Source organism: Massilia genomosp. 1, assembly GCF_011682185.1.
Taxonomy (GTDB): domain Bacteria; phylum Pseudomonadota; class Gammaproteobacteria; order Burkholderiales; family Burkholderiaceae_D; genus Telluria_A; species Telluria_A rubra.
Genome location: NZ_WHJF01000085.1, coordinates 15,469 through 31,011, shown reverse-complemented (window position 1 = coordinate 31,011; position 15,543 = coordinate 15,469). Strand labels below are relative to the sequence as shown.

Genomic DNA, 15,543 nt, shown 5'->3' with positions numbered 1-15,543 from the left:
ATCCCGCCTCGAAGGTCGAGCAGCTGACACCGCGACTGTGGAAACAGCATTGCGCCGACAATCCGCTACGCTCGGACCTGCACAGATTTAACGGCTGATCTACAACGCCGCTCAGCTACCGCTTACGTATCGCTGTATCGGGCATGGCCCATGTAGGTCGCCAGCAGTGGCAGCATCTCTTGAACATCTGCCTTCTGTCGATGCCAATGCGCGAGCGGAGCCTGTCAATGATTTTGAGACACCTTATTGAATTTGTGAGAGTCTAAGTAGTCACCGGAAATTTATTGTAAATTCCGTCCCATAATTTGCGATGATGGAATTAACCTCGTCGAGCAGTCCCCTAGCCGAATTTGGCCCCATGTTTCTTGTAAATTCCCACTTGGTGATCTCCAATGCGTTTGCCGGCCACTCGTCATCTCCCTCAGCCACATGCTGAATGAAACAACTGTAAACCTCGCTTCCGCACCGGGCCGGTTTCAGGTGACAAACGGAAATTTGCAAGATAGTTGTCGTCTACCGGCCAAGATAATTGTCGCTCCCCAGCACCACCTTGACCGACTGTTTGCTTGTCTGACAGCGCTCCACCAAAAGCATATCTGGCTGCTCGGCCGGACTTGGGAGCACCTGTTGCAGAAACCTGGCACGCACGGACCGTCATTGCCCCGGGTTTTCGGTCAACACGTTGTTATGGGAGCTGGACATGCACAGCATGCTCCGCTGACGAGAAATGATGCAGCGGTACAGCTAGCTACTACGAAGCGATGAGTTTTCGATTAGGAAGAGGGATGCAGTCGAGCCGCCTGCCAGCCATCACTGCCTGGTGCCGTCCCGACTAGACAATTTTCGTCGATGAGGCATGCGATGGGCATGCCAAAACCTGGAAGGTGACAAAATTTGGTAGCAAACCCAAGCAATAATCGTCAGTTTCGAGCCACAAATTGTCAAATTTGCATCTCGGCGATGGTTTTTTTGTCCACTGGCCTGAATTCGGAGCTGGCACGGCGCTTGCATATACTCAAGTGCGGTTCACAAGTTCCGAATTAATCACAACTAGGAGTAGTAAAAATGAAATCGATGAAAATGATGAAAAAAGCGCAAGCCGGTTTTACCCTGATCGAACTGATGATTGTTGTTGCAATTATCGGTATCTTGGCTGCTGTTGCGCTGCCAGCATATCAGGATTATGTTGCTAAATCGCAAGTTACTGCTGGCCTGGCCGAAATCACACCAGGTAAAGTCAACGCAGAAACGAAAATTGCAGAAGGCACTGCTGCCACCGCCAATGAGGATCTGGGTCTGTCGAAGCTCCCAACCAAGCGTTGCACCATCAAGGTTGACGTTGCTGTTACTGGCGCATCGACCCTGACCTGTGAACTGATTGGTAACGCTGTTCTGTTGAAGAAAAAAGTCGAGTGGAAACGTGCTGTTGACAGTGCTGCGGGCCCAGGCGCATGGACTTGCTCGAGCGATGCCGATCCAAAATTGGTTCCTAAAGAGTGCAAATAAGAGAAAAAATAATATGTTTCCAGGGCGCTGCCCTGGAAACATACAAATGAATGCTCTTGTACGATTCGCATGAGATGACGTTCCCCAGGCCTCTTCCGGGTTTCCCGGCAGAGGCCTTGTCGTTAATGCGGACATAAAATTCGCCACCGCATTGACCTCCGGTCAGTACACATGGCTAAGTAAGTGTGCAGAAATTATTGTGATTTATCGCGAACAGAAGCGGATGCCTGGCAAGGCGCACGCCGCGACGCAGTGCGTGTACTGCTAGCGGTGGGCAACGCATCAAGGCGCCGCTTCTGGAAGCTGGAAATAGCAAGAATTTATGCGCACTTACTTAGCATCCTTGCCGGCGCACGCCAGCACAAAAATTCTTTCTCGCTCATCATGATGAAATCAACAAAAGACAATGCTCGTCCCGCTCACGGCGGCTTCACATTGATTGAACTGATGATTGTTGTCGCTATCGTTGGCGTGTTGGCGGCGGTCGCCCTTCCTGCCTACCAGGACTATGTGGCGAAGGCCAAGGTCGGCGCAGCAATAGACGAGGCTGCCGGTGGCCGGACCGGGATCGATAGCGAGATCGTCCTCGTGCCGAACATGGATGCCAGCGCTACCATGGCCGCGACGAAAATGGCAGCGGAATCGGTCCATTGCACAATCGCCACCACGGCAGCAACTGCCGGCGCCGTCGATCTGAGTTGTACGATCAAGAACGGCCCCTCGTCGGTCGCATCGAAAACCGTGACGTGGTCGCGTGCATCGACCGGCAACTGGACCTGCAAAGCCGTCGGTATTGCCGCCGCACATACAAGCTCGGTGTGCCCGCCTCAATAAACGCCGGTACGCAATGACACCAGTGCTGCGCGTCCCGCATTCACTGGACGGTGCTGGCGAGTGCCTCGGGCAAGGCCTGATCCCGCACTTCTTTCGCCTGCATCAAACTCCCCTTCCGCATATGGCTGAACTACCTGTGCACTGCGCAGGTCCAACCAGCGTGTCAGTCGATGTTCGCGTCGCTGGCAGCTTTCGCTGAGCCTTTCTCGCTCAAACGCAATCCTTTGTTTCACTGCTGGTGCTTCCGTTCGCCCAACGCAACGGCTGCGCCGTCTCCCGATGTTTGTCAACCTCATTGGAGTAGCAACATGAAATCAATGAAAATGATCCACGGTCCCGTGCTGCGCGGCTTTACCCTGATCGAACTGATGATTGTCGTCGCCATTCTCGCCATTTTGGCGGCCATTGCCCTGCCCATGTATCAGGACTATGTTGCCAAGGCCAAGGTTGGCGCGGCGGTAGCCGAGGCGGCCGGCGGCAAGGTCGGCATCGATACCGACATCATCATGACGCCCACCATGGACCTCAAAACAACCATGATCGCCACCCGCTTTGGTGACCCTGAAACACCCAACTGTACGCTCAGCGTGACCGCCGCCGACAATGGCAAAGCCGACATCATCTGCACCATCAAGGGCGGTCCGGCTCCGGTGACGGGCAAAAAAGTCATCTGGTCGCGCAGCGACGTCGGCCGCTGGACCTGCAAGGTGGACGGCATCAAGGCCGACTACACGACCGCCGCCTGTCCGGTCAAAACCTGAGGCCTTGTGCGGTGCCTAGCCGGCGCAGCTTGTTTGGGGCGGCCGCGCGAGGTTCCTGCCATTAATCGTCAATCGCGGCGTGCCAGTTGCCTGACTTGCCGCCCTGTTTTTCCAGCACCCGCACATTGGTCATGACCATGCCGCGGTCGACCGCCTTGCACATGTCGTAAATGGTCAGAAGGCCGACCTGGACCGCAGTGAGCGCTTCCATTTCGCCCCCGGTCTTGCCGACCGTCTCGACCTGGGCGCGGCAATGTACGCTGTTGGCCGCCTGGTCGACCTCGAAATCGACGGCGACGCGGGTGATCGCCAGCGGATGGCACAGCGGCACCAGTTCACTGGTTTTCTTGGCGCCCATGATGGCGGCGATGCGCGCAATGCCGAGCACATCGCCCTTTTTGGCGCTGCCCGACAGCACCAGCGCCATGGTGGCCGGCTGCATGCGGATGGTGCCGGCGGCCAGCGCGATGCGGTGCGTGTCGCTCTTGCCGGCAACGTCGACCATATGGGCCTGGCCGGTGGCGTCGAAGTGGGTAAGCTGGTCGTTCTGTGAGGTCGTCATCGGTTCAGGGGGGAAGTAGGGCGGTTCAGGTTATCGGTAATGCGAGGCCGCTGCTTTGCGGCGCACTTGCGGTTATCATAGCACCGTGAAATCGAAAACCGCCCCAGCCCACCCGCGCCCGCCGCGCCGCCCGTCGGCGCGCGCGCTGCTGTCCATCGCCCTGGCAACAGCGCTGGGCGCTTTGGCGCCGTCAGCCCCGGCCCAGAACAATCTCAGCGCCACCAGTCTGCCGACCCTGGGCGACACCGCGCGCGAAGACCTCTCGCCGGTGCTCGAACGCCGGCTCGGCGAGGAAATCATGCGCGACATTAAGCGCGACCACGATTTCCTCGACGACGATCCGATCCTGGAATACCTCAACGAATTCGGCAGCGGCCTGGTGGCGTCGTATCCCGGCGCGCGCGGCGAGACCAACGCCGATTATTACTTCTTCGCCGTGCGCGACCCGATGCTCAACGCCTTCGCGCTGCCCGGCGGCTTCATCGCCGTACACTCGGCGCTGCTGCTGGCCGCCCAGAGCGAATCCGAACTGGCGTCGGTCATGTCGCACGAAATTGGCCACGTGGCGCAGCGCCACATCGCGCGCATGCTGGGCCAGCAAAAGCAGGATGCCTTGATTCCCCTGGCGGCCATGATTTTGGCCGCGCTCGCGTCAAAGGGCGGCTCGGACGCGGCCATCGGCGTCTTTATGGGCGGGCAGGGCTTGCAGATCCAGCGCCAGCTCAATTTCAGCCGCGATGCCGAGCGCGAGGCCGACCGCATCGGATTCCAGATCATGGGCGCCGGCGGCTACGATACCTCCGGCATGGTGGCGTTTTTCGGGCGCATGCAGGCGGCCAGCCGTGTCTACAGCGACCTGATGCCGGCCTACCTGCGCAGCCACCCGCTGACCTCGGAGCGCATTTCCGACATCCAGGCGCGCATTCGCGAGACACCCTACCGCCAGCGCGTCGACAGCCTGGAATTCCACCTGGTGCGCGCGCGTGCCCGCGTGTTGCAGGACGAAAGCACGCAGGGACGGGCGGATGCTGCCGCGTTTTTCGATGCGCAACTGACCCAGCAAAGCCGCCAGCAGCAGGCCGGCGCCCAGTACGGGCTGGCCTTCCTGGCACTCAAAAAAGGCGAACTGGCCAAGGCCCAGACCTGGTTTGAGAAGGCACGCGGCACCATGCGTCCGACCGAGGGCGCGGTGTTTTCGACCGGGCAAGCCAGTTCCGACGGCGCCGCCATGTTTGCCAGCATGGGATTGGAAATCAAGTTGGCGGCCGGCCAGCCGGCGTCGCTCAAGCAGCAGGCGCTCAAGGACGCCGAGCAGGCGCATCTGCGCTATCCGCTCTCGCGTGGAATTGCGCGCCAATACGCCGACGCCATGATTGTCAACGGCAAGCTCGACGATGCCGCGCGCTTCCTGCGCGACCAGGCCCAGCTGTACCGCGAAGAGCCGAAACTGCATGAATTGCTGGCCAAGACCTACGCCGCGCAGGGCAAGATCGCCTTGCAGCACCTGGCGCTGGCCGAATCGTACGCGCTCAGCGGCGGCATGCTGGCCGCGCTCGACCAGTTGACCATTGCGCGCAAGGCCAGCGATGCTTCGTTCTACGACATGGCCGTGATCGACGCCCGCGAACGCGAATTGCAGGCACGCCGGCGCGAAGAGATGAAAGAAGCGAAGAAGTAGCAGGACGACGCGGCCGTACCGGGTTGCGGTCCGGCGCTACGAGCCGCCGCAGCCCCACGCGGCACCCTGCGCAGCCGTCATCGTTGCCTTTGCGCAGCGACGGTGTCAGCCGGACGTGCCGTCGACGGTCCCCGCATCCTCGTCAAATACCGCGGCCAGGCTCGGCGCAGCGAGGCTCCGCTCGCACCACTGTTCAAGCTGCGCTTGCGAGGCCTGACCGATATGCTCCGCCACCGGCTCCGGCAGGTTGCCGAAGCGCCCGCGCAACAGGCTGCCCAGTACTCTGCGTAGCGCGATTGCTTGACCCTCCTCGATGCCTTCGGCCTTTCCTTCGGCCTTTCCTTCGGCGCTACCCTTTTGAAAGCCGAGGTGCTGCATCTGCTCGGCCCAGGTTAACGTTGACAAGTCCAGGTCCAGATCCATGTCGCCCTCCTCTGCACTATCCAGGTTAAACAATTGCGTATCGTCCGCTTTGCGCGCCAGTAGCGCTTTCCACCATGCCCAGACCGAGGTCCGCAGGCTGGTCAGGGGCGTTGTCCTGAACCAGGACTTCAACGCCGGCACATGCGTCATTAAGACATCGGGGAACAACGAAAGTTCAATCCGGAACAGCAGCGCCAGCAAATCAGCATTGGCGTCGAGCGCCGCCCGGTCCAGGCGCCGCTGGTCGATCAACGCGTAGCGTTGCGATGGCTGCAAGGCCGCCAGCTCGGCGGGCGGCGCCGTCAGCAAGTCGGCCAGATCCATGGGCGCGCTCCAGCGCGGCGCGCCGTTGTAGAACACCAGCGGCAGCACAGGTGGCAACAGCAATTCCGGTGACAATGCATGGCGCTTGACCAGGTCCTGGCACAGCAAGCCCACGTAAGTCTGCATGCGCAGCGCCATGCAGCGGTCCACGCCCGACTGGAATTCGAGCAGGATGACTACGTCCATCAATTGATCGCCGACCTGAACGCGCCAGACCACGTCGCCCTGGCGTGCCGACGGCCGTTCGCTGACATAGTCCGCATTGATCCTTTCGAAGGCCGACAGGGCGACCCCGTCAAGCAGCTTGAAGGGAGTAAAGCCGGTGATCAGTTCGCGCACCATTTCCGGGTGAGCGAACAGCGCGCGGTATCCAAGGTCGTGTTGTTGGGTAGGCATGGGGCATTGTAGCGAGCGAGCCTGCCCAAGCTTTGCGCTGCATCAGTCGTGCGCAGGGCGTGCCGTCAAGCCGCCGCTGCGCGATCTGTGCCAGCGCTAAACGCCTGGCGGCGCCGGCATCCGGACAAACTGCAAGCGCGTCGCCACCTCGTCGCGCCCGATGCGCTCGACCGGCGCGGCCTGGTCCTTGTACCGCAAGGTCAGCCGGCCGGCGCCGCCATCGAGCCAGTCCATCAGCGCGTCGTCGGACGCGGTCTTGCCGTCGATCTCGAGCGCCGCCATCAACTGCGCCACGTCGCGGTCGTCGACCTGGGCGATCTTGCCCGCGCTCTCGACGATCAGCTCGCCGTTGTCGGTCATCCACGCGCGCGCGATCGACGCCACCGGTTCGCCCGTGTGCAGCACCAGCCCCTGGGACGGATCGGTGCGCGCAATGAACGGCGTCGCTTCCAGGTTGACGAACACGCGCTGCGGCCCGTTCTGGAAAAACCAGCAGCCGCGCTCATCAGGCAGGTAATTGCGGTTGATAAAACCCAGCAGCGCCACCTGCACCACCTTGTCGCCCGGCAGGTTCAAGTGCTGCGCGCGCTCGTCGCGCATGCGCCAGTTGCCGCGCGCGTCGAGCGCCAGCCAGCCGTAGCAATGCGGCACGTCCGGCCATTTGGCCATCGCCTTTTTTACAATATCATCCATGGGCGGCAGCTTCGCATAGTTCGCCGGCACCTGGCACGCGCGTGGCAGTAGATGTCCCTGCGGCAGCATCGAAAAAACCCAGGATGCGGCGCGGCAGCCAGTCCAGCCGTCCCGGTGGATTGCCCACCGCAAAGCCGACATGCCCGCCCTGCGCCGGGTACTCCAGGGTCACCGCGTGCGCGGCGCTGGCCGGCAGATACTTCCCCGGCAAGAAGGGATCGTTGCGCGCATTGAGCACCAAGGTCGGCACGGTGATATCGCCCAGCACATGTTTGGCGCTGGCCCGGTTCCAATAGTCGTCGGTATCGCGGTAGCCATGCAGCGGCGCGGTCACCACGTTATCAAATGCGTACAGGTCGCGCGCGCCCAGCAGCGCGTCGCGCTCGAACAAGCCCGGAAACTGGTCCAGCTTGGCCAGGCACTTGGGCTTGAGGGTCTTGAGAAACATGCGGGTATAGATCATGTTGATGCCCGACGAGAGCGCCTCGCCGCCGCGCGCCAGGTCGAGCGGGGCCGACACCGCCACCGCCGCGTCGACGATTTCGGCCTGATGCTGCGACTCGCCCAGCCAGCGCAGCAGCGCGTTGCCGCCGAGCGAGACGCCGGCCGCGTACAGCTTGCCTTGCGTGCGTGTACGCAAACGCCGCACGATCCAGTCGACCTCGTTCGCGTCGCCCGAATGATAAAAACGCGGCGCCCGGTTCGGCTCGCCCGAGCAGCCCCGGAAATGCGGCACCGCGCCCGACCAGCCGCGCGCGGAGACGGCCGCCATCAGGGCGCGCGCATAGTGGCTGGCGGACGAGCCTTCGAGCCCGTGAAACAGCACCACCAGCGGTTGGCCCGGCTCCCCATCGACGACATCGACATCGATGAAGTCGCCGTCCGGCGTGTCCCAGCGCTCGCGCCGGAACGCCACCGCCGGTTTGGTCATGGCCACGGCGGGAAGCATGGTTTGCAGGTGCCCGCCGGGCAGCCACAGCGGCGCTGTATAGAGGGTGGGCAAGGTCAAATCAGTGCAGGCTGGAAGCCGGATGCTCGTGCGCCGGCACCGCGCCGGGCGCGACCGACACATGGTGCAGCACGATGCGCCAGCCCTGCGGCGTCTTGATGTAGACATTGGTGGCGATCAGGTGCGCCGGCTCGCCGCCGCTTGAGGTCACGCCTTCGATCACGGTATGCACCGAACTCATCAAATTATGCGTCTCGTGCAGCTGCGACGGCCGGATCTGCAAGCCGCCGCGTTCGAGGATCGCTTCCCACGACGCCTGGATCGCCGCATGCCCGTGCAGGCGCGGCCCGCCCGGGTGGATGCAGACGATTTCCTCGTCGTCGGCCCACAGCTGCATCAGCGCGTCGATGTCGGCGCGGTTGAGCGCTTCGTAGAAGGCGGCTTCGACCTCGGCCGCGCTACCGTTGAGTTGTTTTCCTCGTTTCATGCGGCCTCGGCGATGTGGGGGAAGGGGACTTTCTAGTGATGCGCCATCACGGTACCCGGCTTGAGGCGGTACTCGGTGCCACAGTACGGACACTTGGCCAGGCCGTCATGGCCGAAGTCGAGGAAGACGCGCGGATGGGACGACCACAAGGTCATCGCCGGATTCGGGCAATGGGCCGGCAAGTCTTTGTCGCCGAGTTCTACCGCTGGCGTTTTCGTGGCGTTCATGGATTCTCCGTCAGGCATGCAAAACCTCGATTTTAGCGGATTCGGGCAATTAGCCGAAATGATCGGTAAAATAGTCTCACGACATTACGGCCGCGTTCGCTTCTTTCCCTATGAAAACAGGCATTCCGGCGCCCACACTGATTGCGCTTCATGCCAGACCGCACTGTTTCATTTGTACCACCGCCGCATCCATGTGTGGCAAGAAAACCACATGAATGACGTGACTCCGCCCCCGGCCGCGCTGCGTCCTCCCGATGAAGATCAGGCCATCTGGCGCGAAGCGTTCAAGACCGGCCTGCCGACCCTGTTCGGCATCGGCGCCTGGGGCCTGGTGGTGGGCATTGCGATGGTCAAGAGCGGCCTGACGGTGCCGCAAGCGCTGGGCATGACCCTGATCGTCTTCGGCGGATCGGCCCAGCTCGCCTCACTGCCGCTGATCGTGGCCGACGCGCCGATCTGGGTGGTGTTCGCCACCGCGCTGGTGGTCAATTTACGTTTTGTCATCTTTTCCGCCTTGCTGGCACCGCACTTTGCCCATTTGCCGTGGCAAAAGCGCTTTTTGCTCGGCTACACGGCGGGCGACCTGACCGTGGCCCTGTTCCTGCAGCGCTTTCCGAGCGAAGAACCGGCCCTGGGCAAGGTGTCTTACCTGAAAGGCTTGCTGTATCCGAACTGGGTTTCCTGGCAAGTCGGCTCGATCGCCGGCGTGTTTCTCGGCAGCGCCGTGCCGACCGAGTGGGGCCTGGGCTTTGCCGGCACCCTGGCGATCCTGTGCATCATGATTCCCCTGACAGTCAACCGGGCCGCCCTGTGCGGCGTGCTGGTGGCCGGCGCCACCGCCGTGCTGGCCTACGAATTGCCGTACAAGCTGGGTTTACTCGCGGCCGTGCTGCTCGGCATGCTGGCGGCCATGACGGTCCAGGCCTTGAATGAACAGCGCGAAAAACGCGAAAAACGCCTCGCCGCCCGGGGAGAGCCGCGTGTCTGACGTCGAGATCTGGATCACCATCATCGCGCTGGCCTTTGCCACCGCCGCCACGCGCAGCTCGTTCTGGCTGATCGGCCATCACATCACCATCCCCAAAAAAGTCCAGGAAATGCTGCGCTTCGCCCCGGCCTGCGCGCTGGCCGCCATCATCGCGCCCGACTTGGTGCTGGGCAACACCGGCCAGTTGCAACTGGGCCTGGATAACTTCAAGCTGATCGCCGGGATTGCCGCCACGGGCTATTACCTGCTGAGAAGAAATATGCTTGAAACCATCATTTTCGGCATGCTGTTCTTTACGCTTCTGCGGATCTGTTTACAGTAGGGTTTTCGGGCTGGGCTTGCGGTAAAATAGCGTTCTTTCATCATTTGACTCGTGGATCGCCCATGCACGCTGTTCTGAACTTCACCCGTTTGCAAGACCTGATCGACCAACACGCCCTGCAAGGCAAGCGCGTCTTCATCCGCGCCGACCTCAACGTGCCGCAGGATGACGCCGGCAAGATCACCGAAGACACCCGCATCCGCGCCTCGGTGCCGGCCATCGCCGCCGCCATCAAGGCTGGCGCCGCCGTCATGGTCACCTCGCACCTGGGCCGTCCGACCGAAGGCGAATTCAAGCCCGAAGACAGCCTGGCGCCGGTCGCCGCGCGCCTGTCCGAACTGCTCGGCCAGCCGGTTGAACTCAAGCAAAACTGGGTCGATGGGGTCGAGCTTGCGCCGGGCCAGGTCGTGCTGCTGGAAAACTGCCGCGTCAACAAGGGTGAAAAGAAGAATGCCGATGAGCTGGCCCAAAAGATGGCCAAGCTGTGCGATATCTACGTCAACGACGCCTTCGGCACCGCCCACCGCGCCGAAGCGACCACCCACGGCATCGCGAAATTCGCGCCGGTGGTGTGCGCCGGTCCGCTGCTGGCCGCCGAACTCGATGCGCTGGGCAAGGCGCTGGGCGCCCCGAACCGTCCGCTGCTGGCCATCGTGGCCGGTTCCAAGGTCTCGTCCAAGCTGTCGATCTTGAAGGCCCTGGCCGACAAGGTCGATAAGCTGATCGTCGGCGGCGGCATCGCCAACACTTTCATGAAAGCCGTCGGCCTGAACATCGGCAAGTCGCTGGTCGAAGCCGACCTGGTCACCGAAGCGAAAGCCATCATCGACATGATGGCCGCGCGCGGCGCCCAGGTGCCGATTCCCGTGGACGTCGTGTGCGCCAAGGAATTCTCGCCAACGGCGGCGGCCACCGTCAAGGACGTGGCCGACGTGCAGGACGACGACATGATCCTCGACATCGGCCCGAGAACGGCGGCCACCCTGGCCGCGCAGATCGCCAAGGCCGGCACCATCGTTTGGAACGGCCCGGTCGGCGTGTTCGAATTCGACCAGTTCGGCGAAGGCACCAAAACGCTGGCGCTGGCCATTGCCGACTCCAACGCGTTTTCCATCGCCGGCGGCGGCGACACCCTGGCCGCGATTGCAAAATACGCGATCAGCGATAAAATTGGCTATATCTCCACGGGCGGTGGCGCCTTCCTCGAATTTCTCGAAGGGAAAACCCTGCCGGCAGTCGAAATCCTGTTACAACGCAGTTCCCAGTAAGCCCACAGCGCAGCCTTCCCGGCTGCGCTTTCACTTCAAGGACTCTTTATGTTTCGTGGTACCAAGATCGTCGCAACGATTGGCCCGGCTTCGACCGACTTCGATATTCTCGTTCGCATGATTGAAGCGGGTGTCGATGTGGTCCGACTGAATTTTTCGCATGGCAAGGCGCAGGATCATATCGACCGCGCCAACCTGGTGCGGCGCGCCGCCGCCCAGTGCGGGCGCGAAGTGGCGATCATGGCGGACATGCAGGGTCCCAAGATTCGTGTAGGTAAATTTGAGCAGGGCAAGATCATCCTGGAGACGGGCGACAAGTTCATCCTCGACGCCAAGTGGGGCGAGAACGGCGAACTGGGCAACCAGGAAAGAGTCGGCCTCGACTACAAAGCCTTGCCGCGCGACGTACGCACCGGCGACAAGCTCTTGCTCAACGATGGCCTGATCGTGCTGGTGGTCGAGCGCATTCTCGGCCACGAGATTTTCACCGTGGTCAAGGTCGGCGGCGAGCTGTCCAACAACAAGGGCATCAACCGCCAGGGCGGCGGCCTGACCGCGCCGGCCCTGACCGCCAAGGACATGGAAGACATCAAGACGGCCATGAGTTTCCAGGCCGACTATCTGGCTATTTCCTTCCCGAAAAGCGCGACCGACATGGAAATGGCGCGCCAGCTGGCCAATATCGCCGGCGAGCCCTACCACCATAAACCGATGATGATCGCCAAGATCGAGCGCGCCGAAGCGATTCCTGTGCTGCAAGAAATCCTGGACGCCTCCGACGGCATCATGGTCGCCCGGGGCGACCTGGCCGTGGAAGTCGGCAACGCCGCCGTGCCGGCGCTGCAAAAACGCATGATCCGCATGGCGCGCGCCTCGAACAAGCTGGCCATTACCGCGACCCAGATGATGGAGTCGATGATCGTCAACGCCGTGCCGACCCGCGCCGAAGTGTCGGACGTCGCCAACGCCGTGCTGGACGGCACCGATGCCGTGATGACCTCGGCCGAAACCGCGTCCGGCCGCTACCCGATCGAAACGGTCGAGATGATGGCCGCGATCTGCCTGGAAGCCGAACAGTCCGAATACAACAAGCTCGACGCCGACTTCCTGAACGTCACGTTTACCCGCATCGACCAGTCGATCGCCTATGGCGCCCTGTTTACCGCGCATCACCTGCGCGTCAAAGCCATCGTGGCGCTGACCGAGTCCGGCTCGACCGCGCTGTGGATGAGCCGTCACAGCATCGACACGCCAATCTACGCGCTCACGCCGAGCACCACCACGCACCGCAAGGCCGCGCTGTACCGCAATGTGCGCGCCTACAACCTGATGCAGGAAGGCGACAGCACGGCGGTGCTCAAGCAAGCCGAGGATTTGATGGTCGCCAAGGGAATCGTCAAGAAGGGTGACATGATCGTCGTTACCTGGGGCGAGCCGATGGGGGAGGTCGGCGGCACCAACGCACTGAAGATCGTGCGCGTCGGCGAATTTGGTTAGTGTAATCTGGCCGCGTCCCCGGGGGCGCGGCATGCAGCGATTTTTTGCGGCCTCGGCTCAATCACAGCCTGTCGCCGCCGCCGTCCACACGCGTTGCGCGCTACCCGCGCGGTCTGCGCTCCCGTGGCGGCACCCCGCTTTCTATTGTTTGGAGTATTACCATGTCCCTCGTATCCATGCGTCAACTGCTGGACCATGCCGCCGAAAACGGTTATGGCCTGCCTGCGTTTAACGTCAACAACCTCGAACAGGTGCAGGCCATCATGGCTGCCGCCGACGCGGTCGGCTCCCCGGTCATCATGCAAGCGTCCGCGGGCGCGCGCAAGTATGCCGGTGAAGCGTTTTTGCGCCACCTGATCGACGCCGCCGTCGAAGCCTATCCGCACATTCCAGTCGTCATGCACCAGGATCACGGCCAGTCGCCGGCGGTCTGCATGACCGCGATCCGCTCCGGCTTCACCTCGGTGATGATGGACGGCTCGCTCGAAGCGGACGGCAAGAGCGTCGCTTCCTACGAGTACAACGTCGATGTCTCGCGTGAAGTGGTCAAGTTCGCGCACTCGATCGGCGTGACCGTCGAAGCCGAACTGGGCGTGCTCGGTTCGCTCGAGACCATGAAGGGCGACAAGGAAGACGGCCACGGCGCCGACGGCCTGATGACCCGCGAACAGCTGCTGACCGACGTGGCCCAGGCCGCCGACTTCGTGCAGCGCACCCAGTGCGACGCCCTGGCCATCGCCATCGGCACCTCGCACGGCGCCTACAAGTTCACGCGCAAGCCGACCGGCGACATCCTTGCCATCGACCGCATCAAGGAAATCCACGCGCGCATCCCGAACACCCACCTGGTGATGCACGGTTCCTCGTCGGTGCCGCAGGAATTGCTGGCGATCATCCGCGAATTCGGCGGTGACATGAAAGAAACCTACGGCGTGCCGATTGAAGAAATCCAGGAAGGCATCCGTCACGGCGTTCGCAAGATCAACATCGACACCGACATCCGCCTGGCCATGACCGCCGCCGTGCGCAAGTACATGTTCGAGAACCCGTCCAAGTTCGACCCGCGCGACTTCCTGAAACCTGCCCGTGAAGCGGCGACCGAGATTTGCAAGGCGCGCTTCCTGTCGTTCGGTTGCGAAGGCCAGGCCGCCAAGATCAAGGTCATGACCATGGACCAGATGGCCGAGCGTTACAAAAAAGGCGAGCTGGCGCAGATCGTCAAGTAAACAAGTAAACAAGTAAACAAGTAAACAAGTAAACTGTAGGCCGAACACCGTAACACCCGCACGCGCCCTCGGGCGCGTGTGTTTTTTGTCCTGTCATTATTGCTGTTTTTTTGACCATCTTTCATCATGTACACAGGCAGCTGCCTCTGCGGCGCGGTCCGCTACGAAATCCACGGCGATGTCGATCGGACCAGCCTGTGCTGGTGCCGCATGTGCCAGAAGCAGCACGGCGCTGCCTGCGGCCCGTACGCGAACGTGGCCGCGTCGGCCCTGCGCCTGGTCGCCGGCGCCGGTGAGATCACGCGCTACGCCTCGTCGCCCGGCGTCGAACGGGCGTTCTGCGGCGTATGCGGATCGAACCTGACCTGGCAGATGGCGGAGCACAGCGACCGTATCGCCGTCACCCTCGGCACCTTCGACACGCCCTACGAAGGCCGGGTGACGCATGAATTGCACACCGATAGCAAGCCGGGCTGGCTGCCCTAACCACCTCAAGGATTCACATGTCTGGCGTTCTCGAAACAAACCTGAAGTCCCTGCCTTTCCTGCACCGTGGGAAAGTACGCGACATTTACGCCGTCGGCGACGACAAACTGCTGGTCATCCAGACCGACCGCCTGTCCGCCTTCGACGTCATTTTGAATGAGCCGATCCCCGAAAAGGGCAAGATCCTGACGGCCATGTCCAATTTCTGGTTCGCCAAGTACAAGGACTTGATGCCCAACCACGATACCGGCATCGATCCGGTCTCGCTGGTCGCGCTTGACGAACGCGCGCAGGTCGAAGGCCGTGCCATCGTGGTGAAAAAAATGACGCCGCTCGGCATCGAAGCGATCGTGCGCGGCTACCTGATCGGTTCCGGCTGGAAGGATTACCAGAAGACCGGCAAGGTCTGCGGCATCGACCTGCCGGCCGGCCTGCAGGAAGCGCAAAAATTGCCGACCGTGCTGTTCACGCCATCGACCAAAGCCCCGGCCGGCGCCCATGACGAAAACATTTCCTTCGACGAAGCCCAGAAGATCGTCGGCGCCGACATCGCGACCCAGGTGCGCGACTACGCAATCGAGCTCTACACCGCCGCCGCCGAATACGCGGCCACGCGCGGCATCATCATCGCCGACACCAAGTTCGAATTCGGCCTGGACGAGCACGGCACCGTACACTTGATCGATGAAATCCTCACGCCGGATTCCTCGCGCTTCTGGCCGATGTCGAGCTACCAGGTCGGCATGTCGCCGCCGTCGTACGACAAGCAGTTCGTGCGCGATTACCTGGAAACGCTGACCGGCTGGAACAAGGCCGCGCCAGCCCCAGCTGTGCCGGATGAGGTGATTGCCAACACCCGCGCCAAATACGTCGAAGCGCTCGAGCGCCTGACCGGCGACACCCTGAAGGCTTGATG

Annotated in this window: 17 protein-coding genes; 11 read left to right on the top strand and 6 right to left on the bottom strand. The window is 61.9% G+C overall.

Going from position 1 to position 15,543, the window contains the following annotated elements; translation table 11 throughout:
- Positions 1 to 1,065 precede the first annotated feature (1,065 nt).
- From F1735_RS24970 to F1735_RS36760, 3 genes are all read left to right on the top strand, one after another.
- On the top strand, positions 1,066 to 1,506 hold the full coding sequence (locus F1735_RS24970; RefSeq protein ID WP_308627999.1) for a pilin: 441 nt from the start codon (positions 1,066 to 1,068) through the stop codon (positions 1,504 to 1,506).
- Between the two features lie 387 nt (positions 1,507 to 1,893).
- Positions 1,894 to 2,340 carry a pilin gene (locus F1735_RS36770; protein WP_167239445.1) on the top strand — a complete coding sequence of 149 codons (447 nt, stop codon included), beginning with the start codon at positions 1,894 to 1,896 and terminating at the stop codon, positions 2,338 to 2,340.
- Between the two features lie 308 nt (positions 2,341 to 2,648).
- A complete protein-coding gene (locus F1735_RS36760; protein WP_222853067.1) occupies positions 2,649 to 3,101 on the top strand; it encodes a pilin in 453 nt (150 codons plus the stop codon).
- A gap of 61 nt (positions 3,102 to 3,162) precedes the next feature.
- Here the strand turns inward: F1735_RS36760 and moaC are convergent, their stop codons facing one another.
- Positions 3,163 to 3,663, bottom strand: a complete 501-nt coding sequence (gene moaC / locus F1735_RS24955) for a cyclic pyranopterin monophosphate synthase MoaC (protein ID WP_167239441.1) — start codon at positions 3,661 to 3,663, stop codon at positions 3,163 to 3,165.
- Positions 3,664 to 3,748: 85 nt separating this feature from the next.
- Here moaC and F1735_RS24950 point away from each other — a divergent pair, with 85 nt between their 5' ends.
- On the top strand, positions 3,749 to 5,341 hold the full coding sequence (locus tag F1735_RS24950) for a beta-barrel assembly-enhancing protease (protein ID WP_167239440.1): 1,593 nt from the start codon (positions 3,749 to 3,751) through the stop codon (positions 5,339 to 5,341).
- 105 nt (positions 5,342 to 5,446) lie between these two features.
- Here the strand turns inward: F1735_RS24950 and F1735_RS24945 are convergent, their stop codons facing one another.
- The 5 genes from F1735_RS24945 to F1735_RS24925 form a co-directional block, all read right to left on the bottom strand.
- Entirely contained in the window at positions 5,447 to 6,484 is a 1,038-nt protein-coding gene (locus F1735_RS24945) for an Rpn family recombination-promoting nuclease/putative transposase (RefSeq protein ID WP_167239439.1), read from the bottom strand.
- A 96-nt stretch (positions 6,485 to 6,580) separates the two neighbouring features.
- Entirely contained in the window at positions 6,581 to 7,177 is a 597-nt protein-coding gene (locus F1735_RS24940; protein ID WP_167239438.1) for a DUF2946 family protein, read from the bottom strand.
- On the bottom strand, positions 7,170 to 8,126 hold the full coding sequence (locus F1735_RS24935) for a YheT family hydrolase (RefSeq protein ID WP_229505943.1): 957 nt from the start codon (positions 8,124 to 8,126) through the stop codon (positions 7,170 to 7,172). Before F1735_RS24935 ends, F1735_RS24940 begins: the two co-directional genes overlap by 8 nt.
- Before the next feature lie 61 nt (positions 8,127 to 8,187).
- The gene (locus F1735_RS24930; RefSeq protein WP_167239436.1) at positions 8,188 to 8,613 is read right to left on the bottom strand and encodes a YybH family protein; all 426 of its coding nucleotides are present in this window, start codon (positions 8,611 to 8,613) and stop codon (positions 8,188 to 8,190) included.
- A 32-nt stretch (positions 8,614 to 8,645) separates the two neighbouring features.
- Positions 8,646 to 8,840, bottom strand: coding sequence for a zinc-finger domain-containing protein (locus tag F1735_RS24925; RefSeq protein ID WP_099874977.1), 195 nt, complete (start codon positions 8,838 to 8,840; stop codon positions 8,646 to 8,648).
- A gap of 211 nt (positions 8,841 to 9,051) precedes the next feature.
- On the opposite strand from F1735_RS24925, the gene F1735_RS24920 reads away from it, so the two are divergent.
- From F1735_RS24920 to F1735_RS24890, 7 genes are all read left to right on the top strand, one after another.
- A complete protein-coding gene (locus F1735_RS24920) occupies positions 9,052 to 9,828 on the top strand; it encodes an AzlC family ABC transporter permease (protein WP_167239435.1) in 777 nt (258 codons plus the stop codon).
- The gene (locus F1735_RS24915) at positions 9,821 to 10,150 is read left to right on the top strand and encodes an AzlD domain-containing protein (RefSeq protein ID WP_167239434.1); all 330 of its coding nucleotides are present in this window, start codon (positions 9,821 to 9,823) and stop codon (positions 10,148 to 10,150) included. Before F1735_RS24920 ends, F1735_RS24915 begins: the two co-directional genes overlap by 8 nt.
- A gap of 62 nt (positions 10,151 to 10,212) precedes the next feature.
- Positions 10,213 to 11,418, top strand: a complete 1,206-nt coding sequence (locus F1735_RS24910; protein ID WP_167239433.1) for a phosphoglycerate kinase — start codon at positions 10,213 to 10,215, stop codon at positions 11,416 to 11,418.
- 48 nt (positions 11,419 to 11,466) lie between these two features.
- Positions 11,467 to 12,915 (top strand): pyruvate kinase, encoded by a 1,449-nt coding sequence (pyk, locus tag F1735_RS24905; protein WP_167239432.1) that lies wholly within the window; start codon positions 11,467 to 11,469, stop codon positions 12,913 to 12,915.
- A gap of 161 nt (positions 12,916 to 13,076) precedes the next feature.
- Positions 13,077 to 14,141: a class II fructose-bisphosphate aldolase gene (fba, locus tag F1735_RS24900; protein WP_166877905.1), complete on the top strand. Its 1,065-nt coding sequence runs from the start codon at positions 13,077 to 13,079 to the stop codon at positions 14,139 to 14,141.
- A 126-nt stretch (positions 14,142 to 14,267) separates the two neighbouring features.
- Entirely contained in the window at positions 14,268 to 14,627 is a 360-nt protein-coding gene (locus F1735_RS24895) for a GFA family protein (RefSeq protein WP_167239431.1), read from the top strand.
- A gap of 17 nt (positions 14,628 to 14,644) precedes the next feature.
- Positions 14,645 to 15,541: a phosphoribosylaminoimidazolesuccinocarboxamide synthase gene (locus F1735_RS24890; RefSeq protein ID WP_167239430.1), complete on the top strand. Its 897-nt coding sequence runs from the start codon at positions 14,645 to 14,647 to the stop codon at positions 15,539 to 15,541.
- Positions 15,542 to 15,543: the final 2 nt, after the last annotated feature.